Here is a 12,330-nt window from a genome sequence, read left to right on the forward strand (position 1 = left end):
ACACGGACGTTGAATAAAATAAGGGGTATTCGACTTTATTCAACACTTAAATAAAAGTAAAAAGGGTAAGCCTGGAGAATACTCCGGGCATACCCTTTTTATTACCACGAATAAAGATTCAAAGATGACTAAAGACTAACTAGTAATTACTGAAGTGGTTTACCAGCAATGGTATGACCGAGCCATGCTTCGTAACATTTCACGACGGCAGAGAGATCTTCTTCGCCGAAGCCTTCGCTTTGTCCTGTTTGGAACAAGCTTTTGGCTAGGTTCAGCATGGGTGTAGGAACACCAATAGAGTCTGTGAGCGAAGAGGCAAGCTTTAGATCTTTCAGCATGAGTTGTAATGAGAATTGATTGCTGAAATCATGATCGATAATTTTACGTCCTTTGAGATCGGCGGCTTTACTACCGGCAGATCCTAATTGAACAAGTTCTAGGAACGTGCCTGCAGGAATACCTGATTTTGAAGCGATGGATAAACCCTCAATTAAAGCTAGATTGTTAATACCTACTACAGTGTTATGCGCTAACTTGGCAACGGCACCGCTACCATTGGGTCCCATGTGGAGAATCTTTTTACCTAATGCATCGAAGATGTCGGCTTCTTTAGCAATGACTTCAGCATTACCTCCGACCATAAAGACAAGTGTTCCGTTGATGGCAGCTGGTTTGCTACCTGTAACAGGAGCATCTAGGAATTTTGCATCTCGTTCATTAACCTCAGTAGCCAATTGCTTAACGAGATCTGGAGAAATGGTACTGCAATCAATAACGGTTGACCCACTAGACACCGATTGTAGAATACCATCTTCACCGTAATAAATGCTGCGAATCGAATCATCATTACTTACCATGGTGATCACAACGTCTTTACCTGCAGTAGCTTCTCGTGGAGTTGACGCTAGAGTAGCTCCCCGATCTAACAGGGGGTGGCATTTGGAAACGGTACGATTGTAGACCGTAACTTCGAATCCTTTGTTAATTAGATTAGATGCCATGGGTAATCCCATCGTTCCCAGTCCTATAAACCCGATCTTTTTCACAAGAATCACCTTCTCTATTTAAGTTACAAACTTCATTTATTTTAACACGAGCTTCTGGTACAATCCATGGGTAGCTCGAATAAGTCCAAATGATCCTATGGAACCTTGTCAGTGCCATGATTTTGAAGTATTCTAGTTTAAAGAAGGTTTACGGATTATATATAAAATTCAGGAGGTTACCATTACTTATGTCTAACAAAATTAATTTTGACTACACCAAGGCTTTATCATTCATTAATCAACATGAAATTGACTATTTAGCTGAACCGATCAAACTTGCTCATGAGCAATTGCACAATGGGACAGGGGTTGGATCAGACGCACTTGGTTGGATTGACCTACCCACACAATATGATAAAGAAGAATTTGCTCGCATTCAGAAAGCCGCTAAGAAGATTCAAAGCGACTCTGAAGTACTTATCGTCATTGGGATTGGCGGTTCATACTTAGGTGCTAGAGCTGCTATTGAAGCACTCTCCCATTCGTTCTACAACATGCTTCCTAAAGATAAACGCAAAACTCCTGAAATTTATTTCGCGGGTAATAATATTAGTTCAACGTACATTACGCATCTATTGGATCTTGTTGAGGGTAAAGATTATTCCGTCAATGTTATCTCCAAATCGGGTACAACTACAGAACCTGCAGTGGCATTCCGCGTATTCCGTGCTGATCTAGAGAAGAAATATGGTAAAGAGGAAGCTCGCAAACGGATTTATGCTACAACAGATAAAGAAAAAGGTGCCCTGAAGAAACTTGCGAATGAAGAAGGATATGAATCCTTCATTATTCCAGATGATGTGGGTGGACGATTCTCTGTTCTAACACCAGTGGGTCTATTACCGATTGCTACAGCTGGCATTAACATTGAAGAAATGATGCAAGGTGCTGCTGACGCATCCAAGGAATTCAGTAACCCTAACGTAGCTGAGAACATGAGTTACCAATATGCAGCAGTTCGTAACGCTTTATATCGTAAAGGTAAAGCCATTGAAATCCTTGTAAACTACGAGCCATCTCTACACTATGTATCTGAATGGTGGAAGCAATTGTTCGGAGAAAGTGAAGGTAAGGATTATAAAGGAATCTTCCCTGCATCTGTTGATTTCTCAACAGATCTACATTCGATGGGACAATTTATCCAAGAAGGTAGCCGTAATATCTTTGAGACCATTATTCAGGTAGAAGAAGTAGCAGAACATATTACGATTGAGAGCGATCCTGACGATTTGGATGGATTGAACTTCTTGGCAGGTAAAACAATGGATTTCGTGAACAAAAAGGCATTCCAAGGTACGATGCTTGCTCATACAGATGGACAAGTTCCTAACCTGATTGTAACGGTTCCGAATATGACACCTTATTCTTTCGGATATCTCGTATATTTCTTTGAAAAGGCAGTCGGAATTAGTGGATATCTACAAGGCGTTAATCCATTTGACCAACCAGGTGTTGAAGCATATAAGAAGAATATGTTCGCATTACTTGGTAAACCAGGGTATGAGAAAGAAAAGGCAGAACTTGAAGCTAGACTTACAGAATAGGCTTGTTCTAAATAAATGAAATAGAATACCTACAAAGATTAAGAAGCAGTTCACCGGTTGCACCATATTCGGGGAACTGCTTTCTTGAAATATAAGAATATAGGATGTTCATATGTTCTTTATTAAAGCAGGATCGTCCTATCTTTGAGTAGGATGTCCTGATTTTCTTAGTATTTTAGGGAAGGGTTACGGTATGATTGAAAGTTATAAGACGGTACGAGGATCAGGATCTAAAGAAATAGTCATTAAGAAGTCAAGATTCATCGGCCATATTATGCCTGTGCAGACTGAATCGGAAGCTAATACATTTATTGAAGATATCAAGAAGCAAAACTGGAATGCAACGCATAACTGTTCAGCTTATATGATTGGCGAGAGAAATGAGATTCAGAAGCAATCTGATGATGGTGAGCCTAGTGGAACAGCAGGGAAACCTATTCTTGAAGTTATCCGCAATCAAGGGTTAAGTAATGTTGCGATTGTAGTAACTCGTTATTTTGGTGGGATAATGCTAGGTGCTGGGGGATTAATTCGGGCGTATACGGATGGTGCTGTCGTTGCAATTGAAGCAGGGGAAGTCATTACTCGTGTTCTACATCGGCAAATTTTCGTAGAAGTAGATTATACTTGGCTAGGTAAGGTGGAGAATGAACTGCGGAATAAAGAGGTTAGAATGGGAGAAACCTTCTTTACAGATAAGGTCATGCTAACATGTCTTCCAAAGAATAGTGAAGCGGAGACGTTTAAGTCATGGATGATTGACTTAACTCAGGGTCAATCCCTAATCTCGGAGGGAGAACAGCTTTATTATATTGAAGGGGAATAACGTCTATGGCCAGAAGAGCAGTGGAACAGGAATTATCGAGGGAACGGATTTTGGAAGCCGCTAGAAATCTATTTATTACAAAGGGATATCGCGCCATTTCAATGCGTAGTATAGGTCAGCACCTTGGTTATAGCCATGGCTCTTTATATTATCATTTTAAAGAGAAAGCAGAGTTATTTTACGCTATAGTGGTAGAGGACTTCGCACATCTCGCTCATCGTTTGATTCAAGCATCGAGAGTACAAGAAACAGAAGAACTGTCAAAGCTGGAATACTTCATGATGGAATTTGTATCATTTGGTATGAACAGCCCTCATCAATATGAGATTATGTTTATGATTCGCGATGAGGAATTGCTTTCATACTGTCGTACGGAACAAGATCGTTGCTTTGAATTATTCACATCCATTGTTCTCAGCTATTTACAAGATGGTGGACATGTTGGAGAGGAACCAGAGTCATTACCACGGACATTATTCTTATCACTACATGGATTCATATCCTATTATATTCAGAATCGTGTCACCTATGAAGACATTAAGCCATTAGCCTTTTCTCATGTTCGAATGATATGTCGCAATTTAAGGTGATCTAATGACGTCCATACACTTTTAGGCGTTTAATTGATGTCGCGGTATAACATTATTGCGGTACTGCACTAAAGATAGCGATGTAAATACAAAGGCGATGAACGAGCAAGCTAGTGAATGCTCGTTCATCGCCTGTTTGGTATGGTTAATATAATCGATCTTCAAATCTTGGGGAGTAATAACTAATGAGATAATAAAACTGTTGACGATTAGAGTAAATATTTGGTAAAGTACTTATAATTATAAAACCCAGTGGTTTAATGGGTATTAACGTTGACTCGATTAGCCGACCAAAAACAAATTTGGAGGCAGGGGGAATGAATTATGAACACGATTTTACAGCACAAGGGATGGATATGGGGATTTCGAAGTACGGTTCTTTTATATTTTATGTTACTTATTGTGTTGCCTTTATTAGGGGTTTATTATAATTCATTTTCCCTTGGATGGTCGATGTTCGTAGAGAGTGTAAGTGATCCCATTGCAGGGAAATCTGTTCTCCTAACTGTGAAATTGGCCATTATTTCTACCTTAATCAATGTGGTTATAGGGACAATGATTGCATGGGTATTAATTAGGTATACTTTCTTCGGTAGGTCATTCTTGAATAGCTTAGTGGATTTACCATTCGCACTACCCACTGCTGTTGGAGGTCTAATGATCCTATTATTATTAGGTCCTGGAAGCATGGTTGGTTCCATAGCAGAATCGTTAGGGTTTGAAATTGTATTTCATCAACCCGCTATTGTGATCGCGATGGTATTTGTTACATTTCCTTTTGTGATTCGAGCCGTACAGCCATTATTAGAAGAAATTGATCCATCGGAAGAAGAAGCTGCTTATACGATGGGGGCAACAGGACACGCTCTTTGGGGTAATGATGGCGATCTACTTGGTTAGAAGCCATTGGATTAGTCGCAAGATCAAGGGCTTTTTAAATAGTATAAGACTCAGACTGCAACTACGCTTGTGTACCAGGATGTAGAGAATTTCAATGTGATGGCTGCTAATAGTGTGGCTCTTGTACTTGCAGCTACTTCTATTGGACTGTTGCTTATGATGGAATGGACGAAGAAAAGAAAGGGTGTGTCCTAATATGCATATAGAAGTCCGCAATCTAAACAAACATTTTGGCGATTTCCATGCTGTAAATGATGTAAGTTTCGATATCGCTAAAGGTCATCTGATTGGATTGTTGGGACCAAGCGGTGGTGGTAAAACATCGATATTACGAATGTTAGCAGGGTTAGAAAGTCTAGATTCTGGTGAAATTCGCTTTCATGGGAAATTGGTGAATGCACTCCCGCCTCAAGAACGAGGGATCGGGTTCGTATTTCAGAATTATGCATTGTTTAAGCATATGACAGTATACGATAATATCGCATTTGGATTGAAAGTGAAGAAGTTACCTCATACCAAAGTGAAGAGTAGAGTTATGGAACTGGTTGAGTTAACTGGACTCAGCGGATTTGAGAAACGTTATCCTCATCAATTGTCCGGTGGGCAACGCCAGCGTGTTGCTTTTGCACGTGCGTTAGCTCCTGAACCCCAATTATTGTTGTTAGATGAACCTTTCGCTGCTATTGATGCTAAGATCCGACAGGAGCTTCGTACATGGCTTAGAGACTTAATTGAACGTGTAGGGATTACCTCTATTTTTGTGACGCATGACCAAGATGAAGCTATTGAAGTAGCCGATGAAATTATGATTATTAATCAAGGGCGTGTTGAACAGAAGGGCACACCTTGGGACATATATAAAGAACCGAAGACACCATTTGTAGCGACTTTTATTGGTGAATCTACAGTGATTGATCATATATCGGAATTAAAGGGGTTTGAACAAGCGAATCAATACTTGGGAACACGTGCTTTAATTAGACCCGAATATATTGAAGTAGGCCATGAACATGAATTCATTCTTGCTTCCGCAACGGAAGAGGGGATGATCCGACATTTACATTTTCGTGGTAGTGAATGGCTTGTAGAAGTAGAAGTAGCAGGTCATAAGCTGATCACTTATCGTTCACTTGAGAAAGAAACATTAAGTATAGGTCAGGAAGTTCGAGTACTGGTTCACCGTGCTTACTTGTTCAATGATGAACGGAGCTGGATTATGGAGAATAGGTTGAAGGATATTCCTATTTCCATCATGATCTAAGAGGTATTGTGTGTGGGAAGGGGAGAGGGAGAACGAAATGATGAAGAAGATATCTAGTCGTTACGCATACTTCACTATGATGTTAATGGTTATGAGTTGTCTGGTTATAGGTTGTAGCCGTAATGAACTACCCTCTTCTACCACAGAACCTGTAGAGATGGAGAGAAGACTCTTGTCATTGGAGCATATAGTGTGGCAAAGGATGCTTTAACCGAGATTCTACCGTTGTTTCAACAGGAATGGAAAGAAAAGACTGGGCAAAGTGTCAAATTTCAAGAATCTTATGAAGCTTCAGGTACTCAGGCACGCTCCATTGTAGGAGGGTTCGAAGCAGATGTAACCCTCCTTGCTATGGAAGGCGATATAGACAAATTGATTCAGGCTGAACTAGTGGATACGGATTGGAAGAGCAAACCTGAGAAGGGAATGGTCACTCGGTCTATTGTTGTATTAGGGACGCGCGAAGGGAACCCTCTTGGAAATACAAGACTTCAGTGATTTAACGAAACCAGGTGTGAAGGTATTGTATCCCAATCCCAAAACTTCGGGTGGAGCACAGTGGGACATTAATGCGATATATGGTGCGGGATTGAAAATGTCTGAGGAACATGGGAAGAAGGATCCCGGGGTTGCTAACAATTTCTTGAACAAGTCCATGAGAATGTAGAGTCACTGGATAAGAGCGGTAGGTCGTCCATGGCAGCATTTGAATATGGTGTCGGTGATGTCATTGTGACCTATGAGAACGAACTTCTTGCACGGATACAAAAGGGTAAAAAATATGATATCATTGTGCCACGCAACACGATACTTATCGAGAACCCAGCGGCTGTGGTTCATAAATACGCCGATAAACATGATACACGGGAGCTAGCAGAAGCTTTTGTAACCTACCTGTGGAGTGAAGACGCACAAAGAATATTCTCGAAGCATGGATTTCGTTCGGTGAATGACGTGGTGTATGCTGAGAATGAGAGAAGTTATCCGCAACCCGAGGGATTATTTGATATTGAGTACCTTGGTGGATGGGCCCAAGTCAGGGATACAATATATTCTAAACGGGGTGTATGGTATCAAGTGTTAGCAGGAATCTAACATTAACGTGAAGGTTGGCACGGTATATGAAATGTTACAAGGAAATCACCCCTTTTTAAGGGGGATTTCTTTTTTTTCTTTTAAAGAAAATGTTAGAAATGCTAAAAGCAGCGGAGAGGACGGAACGATTGTGAAAAAGCGGTAGCGGTCGCCTTGGTCTCCGGATTTTCACCGTTAAGGGGAATGAAAAAAATCTGGAGATCACAGCGATTGGAACAACGGTTCGTTCGCGTAGCGTCTGCACCTTCTTTTTTGCTAAAGGAAGGTTATGAATTATAATAGAATTAAACAGAAGATGTGTTAGAAGCATAAGGAGAAGATACAGCATGGATAGGTTAGTATTTCTAGGAACAGGCGACGCTATGGGGGTTCCACGCGTTTATTGTGAATGTAGTGTATGTACGGAGGCAAGGAAGAATGGATTGAATCATAGACTGAGATCATCCGTTAGGGTTGAGGGAGAATGGGGTTCTTTTCTCATTGACTGTGGACCGGATTGGCGTAGACAAATGGAGACTCTGGGTGAACGAATAACAGAACAGGTACTGATCACACATGCACATTTCGATCATATCGCAGGATTACCTGAATGGGCAGATGCTTGTCGCTGGACAGGAAGAAAGGGTCAACTGTACGCACCGAGCGAAGTAATAGCAGACATTGTAGCCCAATTTCCTTGGTTAAAGAATCATATTGAATTAATAGCTATAGATCAAGGGATACAATTAGGCGGGTGGGATATCCAGGGATGGAAGGTCTGCCACGGAAAGAATGGATTTTCTTACGCTTATCGGCTTGAAAAGGATGGGTATGTGTGGGGATATTGCTCAGATTCTATTAACCTGAATGATCGGGAGAAAGAACCTTTATTCGGCTTAGATTTGCTAGTGCTTGGGACTAGCTTCTATCATGAAACGGCTGAATTCTCAACACGTTCGGTATACGATATGACAGAAGCGGGAGTATTGTTGCAAGAAATTCATTCTCGAAAAGTGATCTATACACATATGTCTCATGATGTTGATCTAAATCAATCGTATCCACTTCCGCCTGAAGTGACATTAGCGCTCACGGGTCTGGAAGTTGATCTAACTTGGAAGGATGAACATGAAGAATGAATGGATGTGGCTTATTTTCTGAGCTACTGATGGTTGATGATTACCATCCAGAGGTGATTGCTTATTATTATAAAGAATGGAAATCCTTCGATATGTCATTCCATACTCACGAGGCTTCGGAGATTATGTATGTCATCGATGGTGTCTGTTCTGTAGAGGTGTTATTTGAAGGTGTGAATAGCTCCAAAGTGACGCTGAAGAAAGGGGAATTCATCATTCTGAATGGTGATGTTCCTCACCGGTTGTTGGTAGCGGATACTTGCCGAATGCTGAATATAGAATTTCGATTCACGTTATCTAATGGCCAGTTGTTTCCATCGATGAAACAACTGGCGGAACGGGAGGAAGCACTTGCTGCATTATTTCATGATCCCGTTTCCTTCCTCGTACTCCGTGAGTATCAAGATATTCACCATGTTCTTAGAAGTCTAGTCGTTGAGCTTGATGCAAGTTCATCGGGATTTGAACCTATGGCTCAGATTCTATTGGCTCAACTTCTGATACGGATTGCGAGATTACATCAAGAGAATATGGCCATGGGATCCTTAGGGATACAAGGAAAGTATGTTCAACAATGCATAGAATATCTTCATCAGAACTATGATCGCAACGTTCAGATTAAGGATGTTGCCGAGGCTATCAATTTGCATCCAGGTTATTTGCAGAGAGTATTCAAGATGAAGATGGGAATATCCATTATGGTGTACTTGAATTCTTTTCGAATGGAAAAAACGCAGATGTTATTACGACAGACAGAAATTCCAATTGCTGATATTGCTGACTACGTTGGCATTGGAAGTCGCCAGTATCTACACATGATGTTTAAGAAGCATACAGGGATGACACCCGTAGAATATCGTAAATCGTCGCATTCTGATGATCACATTCGATCCTGAAAAGGTGAGGATTGTTGACACAAATCTAATAAAGAAGTAATGAATTTGATAACGCTTTCCTAAAGTGAGCTGATACAATCAAGTTATCAGATTAACCTGATATTTCAGCTTGGAGGGAGTAGTTTTCATGTCATTTAAAATTGCATTTGTTGGTGCAGGTAGTATTGGATTTACGCGTGGGTTACTTCGAGATCTTCTATCAGTACCTGAATTTGAACACATCGAGGTTGCTTTTACGGATATTAATTCACATAACTTAAGTATGGTAACTGAGCTATGTCAGAGAGATATACATGAGAACGGTCTAGACATAAAGATTCAATCTTCTACAGATCGCAGAGTGGCGTTGAAAGATGCTAAATATGTGATTTGTACCATTCGTGTAGGTGGGCTTGAAGCCTTCGCAACGGATGTAGATATTCCTTTGAAATATGGGGTTGATCAGTGTGTAGGGGATACATTATGCGCAGGCGGAATCATGTATGGTCAACGGGGTATTGCAGAAATGTTGAACATTTGTAAGGATATCCGTGAGGTGGCGGCGAAAGATGTACTTCTATTAAATTATGCTAATCCAATGGCCATGCTAACGTGGGCGTGTAACAAGTATGGTGGGGTTCAAACGGTGGGTCTCTGTCATGGCGTGCAAGGTGGACATTCACAAATTGCAGAAGTATTTGGTCTAGATAAGAAAGAGGTAGACATTATCTGCGCGGGGATTAATCATCAGACATGGTATGTTCAGATTGGTCATAAAGGCGAAGATCTGACGGGGCAGTTATTAGAAGCCTTTGAGAAGCATGAAGATTTCAGTAGAACAGAAAAGGTTAGAATTGATATGTTACGGCGCTTCGGATACTACAGTACGGAATCGAATGGACATTTGAGTGAATATGTCCCTTGGTATAGAAAACGCTCGAATGAAATTGAAGAGTGGATTGATCTCGGCAATTGGATTAATGGAGAGACAGGTGGTTATCTTCGTGTCTGTACGGAAGGTCGCACTTGGTTCGAGACGGACTTTCCAAATTGGATGAAGGAAGATCCCTATGCATATAAGCAGGAAGAGCGTAGTGAAGAGCATGGTTCGTATATTATTGAAGGACTTGAGACGGGTAGAGTATATCGTGGTCACTTTAATATGATCAATCAGGGTATTATTTCTAATCTACCGAGTGATGCCATTATTGAAGCACCAGGTTATGTAGATCGTAACGGTATCGCAATGCCATTGGTAGGAGAGATCCCATTAGGCCCAGCAGCTGTGTGTAATGTGAGTATTTCGGTACAACGTTTAGCGGTAGAAGCAGCTGTGCACGGGGATGACCAGTTACTTCGACAGGCGTTCATGATGGATCCTCTTGTGGGTGCCGTATGTAATCCGAAGGAAATATGGCAGATGGTTGATGAGATGCTTGTTGCTCAAGAAGCATGGCTTCCGCAATATAGTAAGGCAATCACAGCATCGAAAGAACGATTGGCTTCAGGTGCACTTATCCCAACCAAAGAAGGGTATCAAGGAGCAGCTCGACTAAAAGTGAAAACAGTAGAAGAAATGCAACTGGATCGTGAGGCTGCGAACAAGAACGCAGGCGAAGCAGATAAAGGTAAAGATAGAGCTAAAGTAATTCAGTAGTGAAGTTTAAAAATAGGTATCTGATACACCCATAAGGTGTACAAGATACCTATTTAATCGTCGTAATCTCTGTTGCTATAATTCGTATGTTATTTATTCAATATATTAGTGATGTTAGCTTTAGCCTTAAGTTCATCCAACAAAGTTGAACTTAAGGTTGACATCTGTTCATCGATTAGGATTTCTTTGATTTCTGCAGATACTTCTTCTAACGTTGCTGTATGCCCATCTGTGCGATCGGTAACTTTAATGATGTGGAATCCATAGTCTGATTCAACAACAGCACTAATTTGACCCTTTTTAAGAGCGAATGCCGCTGTTTCGAAGGAATCTACCATGGTACCGCGAGCGAAGAAGCCCAAATCTCCACCGTCGGAGTTAGTACCCGTGTCTAAGGACTTCGCTTTAGCAAGCTTAGAGAAATCTGCTCCACCTTGGAGTTCTTTCAGAATACTGGTCGCTTCTTCTTTAGAGTCTACTAGAATATGCGAAGCACGAATTTCCTCTTCTGTGTCAAACTCACCTGGATAGTCTAAGAAGTATTGCTTGATATCGGCGGTGGTTACCTTTACGTTTGGTCCTACTAATTTACTCATTTTTACCTGCATGTTCATTTCGTCTTTTAGATCATTTAATGTCATATCTGATTGGATTAGTGCTTCATTAAATTCATCCTCAGTTGAGAAGTCCTTTTTAACTTTATTGACTTCAGCAGTGATTTCCTCATTCGAAACCGTGATATTTGCCTTAGTAGCTGCTTGCTCAACAAGTTCTTCTGTAATAAGGTTATCTAAAGTTTGTGCACCGCCAAGTGAAATCAACTCGTTATATAGTTTTTCCTTTGTAATCACGACACCATTTACTGTAGCTACAGCCGAGTTCTCAGGTACAACTTCTTGATCTGTGAACTTGACCTGTTTATTTGCTGCATCCCATTGGACGTTCTTGCCTAGAGCTTCACCAGCCATACGTAGGGGTACATAGGTAGTTCCGTCGATCGTAAAGGCTTCTGCATTGGTAGCGGAAGTAATTGTTTTGCCGTTATACACTATTTTGATATTGTTATAGATGGCTTTCAGTGTTTTCGTAGCTTGTTGGGCATAAGTACTGTTGGCCATCACTGTGCCTGATAGAACTAGAGCTGAAGCTAGAATGACCATACTTCTTTTTTTGTTAATTCTCATGGTTTACAAAACTCCTCATTCGTATAATGGTTTCACGTAGGATTACATGTCATCTAAAGTTGTCTATGTATATGTATCATTTTTGTCGTTGACTGTAATCTATTATAATAACATAAGACTACCATGATTTACTAGAGATTGTATATTTGTAGTTTGCAAAAAGAGGGGAAACCTCGTGATATTGGCTTGTTTTACTCATCTTAATCCATATGATATTATCTAAATATTACTAGA

General features: G+C 40.7%; 9 protein-coding genes and 2 pseudogenes. 9 read left to right on the forward strand and 2 right to left on the reverse strand.

What is annotated here, in order from left to right; genetic code table 11:
• Positions 1-146 precede the first annotated feature (146 nt).
• On the reverse strand, positions 147-1,046 hold the full coding sequence (locus AC1D7X_RS06975; protein ID WP_495454978.1) for an NAD(P)-dependent oxidoreductase: 900 nt from the start codon (positions 1,044-1,046) through the stop codon (positions 147-149).
• Between the two features lie 188 nt (positions 1,047-1,234).
• Here AC1D7X_RS06975 and AC1D7X_RS06980 point away from each other — a divergent pair, with 188 nt between their 5' ends.
• From AC1D7X_RS06980 to AC1D7X_RS07020, 9 genes and pseudogenes are all read left to right on the forward strand, one after another.
• Positions 1,235-2,590 (forward strand): glucose-6-phosphate isomerase, encoded by a 1,356-nt coding sequence (locus tag AC1D7X_RS06980; protein WP_495454979.1) that lies wholly within the window; start codon positions 1,235-1,237, stop codon positions 2,588-2,590.
• A gap of 193 nt (positions 2,591-2,783) precedes the next feature.
• Entirely contained in the window at positions 2,784-3,416 is a 633-nt protein-coding gene (locus tag AC1D7X_RS06985; protein ID WP_495454980.1) for a YigZ family protein, read from the forward strand.
• A 5-nt stretch (positions 3,417-3,421) separates the two neighbouring features.
• Positions 3,422-4,006 (forward strand): TetR/AcrR family transcriptional regulator, encoded by a 585-nt coding sequence (locus AC1D7X_RS06990; RefSeq protein WP_495454981.1) that lies wholly within the window; start codon positions 3,422-3,424, stop codon positions 4,004-4,006.
• Positions 4,007-4,330: 324 nt separating this feature from the next.
• Positions 4,331-4,864: pseudogene (locus tag AC1D7X_RS06995) on the forward strand (ABC transporter permease); the annotation flags it as partial.
• A 238-nt stretch (positions 4,865-5,102) separates the two neighbouring features.
• A complete protein-coding gene (locus AC1D7X_RS07000) occupies positions 5,103-6,167 on the forward strand; it encodes a sulfate/molybdate ABC transporter ATP-binding protein (RefSeq protein WP_495454982.1) in 1,065 nt (354 codons plus the stop codon).
• A 40-nt stretch (positions 6,168-6,207) separates the two neighbouring features.
• Positions 6,208-7,262, forward strand: a pseudogene (locus AC1D7X_RS07005) (sulfate ABC transporter substrate-binding protein).
• Between the two features lie 326 nt (positions 7,263-7,588).
• Complete coding sequence (locus AC1D7X_RS07010; RefSeq protein ID WP_495454984.1) at positions 7,589-8,380, forward strand: MBL fold metallo-hydrolase; 792 nt, start codon at positions 7,589-7,591, stop codon at positions 8,378-8,380.
• Positions 8,377-9,276 (forward strand): AraC family transcriptional regulator, encoded by a 900-nt coding sequence (locus tag AC1D7X_RS07015; protein WP_495454985.1) that lies wholly within the window; start codon positions 8,377-8,379, stop codon positions 9,274-9,276. The genes AC1D7X_RS07010 and AC1D7X_RS07015 overlap by 4 nt, the downstream gene beginning before the upstream one ends.
• A gap of 127 nt (positions 9,277-9,403) precedes the next feature.
• Positions 9,404-10,912 (forward strand): alpha-glucosidase/alpha-galactosidase, encoded by a 1,509-nt coding sequence (locus tag AC1D7X_RS07020; protein ID WP_495454986.1) that lies wholly within the window; start codon positions 9,404-9,406, stop codon positions 10,910-10,912.
• An 89-nt stretch (positions 10,913-11,001) separates the two neighbouring features.
• Here AC1D7X_RS07020 and AC1D7X_RS07025 read toward each other — a convergent pair whose 3' ends face one another.
• Positions 11,002-12,096, reverse strand: coding sequence for a peptidylprolyl isomerase (locus AC1D7X_RS07025; protein ID WP_495454987.1), 1,095 nt, complete (start codon positions 12,094-12,096; stop codon positions 11,002-11,004).
• Between the last annotated feature and the right edge of the window lie 234 nt (positions 12,097-12,330).

This window comes from Paenibacillus sp. Y568, assembly GCF_059445545.1.

Bases quoted from the DNA above. Each gene is read 5' to 3' on its own strand.
- AC1D7X_RS06985 (WP_495454980.1), top strand. From the start codon at position 2,784: ATGATTGAAAGTTATAAGACGGTACGAGGATCAGGATCTAAAGAAATA.
- AC1D7X_RS07025 (WP_495454987.1), bottom strand. From the start codon at position 12,096: ATGAGAATTAACAAAAAAAGAAGTATGGTCATTCTAGCTTCAGCTCTA.
- AC1D7X_RS07020 (WP_495454986.1), top strand. From the start codon at position 9,404: ATGTCATTTAAAATTGCATTTGTTGGTGCAGGTAGTATTGGATTTACG.
- AC1D7X_RS06990 (WP_495454981.1), top strand. From the start codon at position 3,422: ATGGCCAGAAGAGCAGTGGAACAGGAATTATCGAGGGAACGGATTTTG.
- AC1D7X_RS07000 (WP_495454982.1), top strand. From the start codon at position 5,103: ATGCATATAGAAGTCCGCAATCTAAACAAACATTTTGGCGATTTCCAT.
- AC1D7X_RS07015 (WP_495454985.1), top strand. From the start codon at position 8,377: ATGAATGGATGTGGCTTATTTTCTGAGCTACTGATGGTTGATGATTAC.
- AC1D7X_RS06980 (WP_495454979.1), top strand. From the start codon at position 1,235: ATGTCTAACAAAATTAATTTTGACTACACCAAGGCTTTATCATTCATT.
- AC1D7X_RS07010 (WP_495454984.1), top strand. From the start codon at position 7,589: ATGGATAGGTTAGTATTTCTAGGAACAGGCGACGCTATGGGGGTTCCA.